General features: G+C 64.7%; 1 protein-coding gene. It reads right to left on the minus strand.

Features of this window, described 5'->3' with window-relative positions:
• Positions 1-175: 175 nt before the first annotated feature.
• Positions 176-629 (minus strand): outer membrane protein transport protein (locus EN850_RS33375; protein WP_189591265.1); only part of this gene is annotated, 454 nt, incomplete at its 5' end.

Below are 629 nucleotides of genomic sequence, written 5' to 3' on the forward strand. Positions count from 1 at the left end.
GCCGGCAACGGCGATGTTGGCAGCCAGCTCCAGCTGGAAGTTCGGATCGGACAGGTTCATCGCGCCATTGTCGCGTAGATCCACACCCGCCGTGGATGCTGCGGCGCCCTCCCCGCAAAAGGAAAGCCCCGCTTGCGCGGGGCCCTCCGTGTGCTGCGTCAGGCCAACGCCCGAATCAGAACTTGTACTGCAGCGAAGCCGCCAGCACGTCGCCGCTGACCTTGTACTTGCCGGTCACGGTGTTGCCGGTGGCCGAGGTCGAGGTGATGTTCGGATCCTTGGTGAACAGGTGGGTGTAGCCCACGCTGTATTCCATCTTGTCCGAAGCGGCGTAGGTCATGCCCAGCGACAGCCACTTGCGGGTGGTGTCCGGCACGCGCACGTCGCGGTGGGCATCGGTGGTCGGGGTCTGGTCATAGGCCAGGCCGCCGCGCAGGGTCAGCTTGTCGTTCACGCGGAAATCGGTACCGCTCGACGCGAAGGTGGTGTCACGGTAGTGGAACGGCAGCACGCTGTCCGGCAGGTTGGAGTCGTAATCGACGACGACCTGGGCGAACTTGCTCCACGCGGTGCGCGTGACTTCAGCCATGATCTGCCACTGGTCGTTAACGCGGGCGGTTAAGCCCACG

The organism is Mesorhizobium sp. M8A.F.Ca.ET.207.01.1.1, assembly GCF_004794715.1.
Taxonomy (GTDB): domain Bacteria; phylum Pseudomonadota; class Alphaproteobacteria; order Rhizobiales; family Rhizobiaceae; genus Mesorhizobium.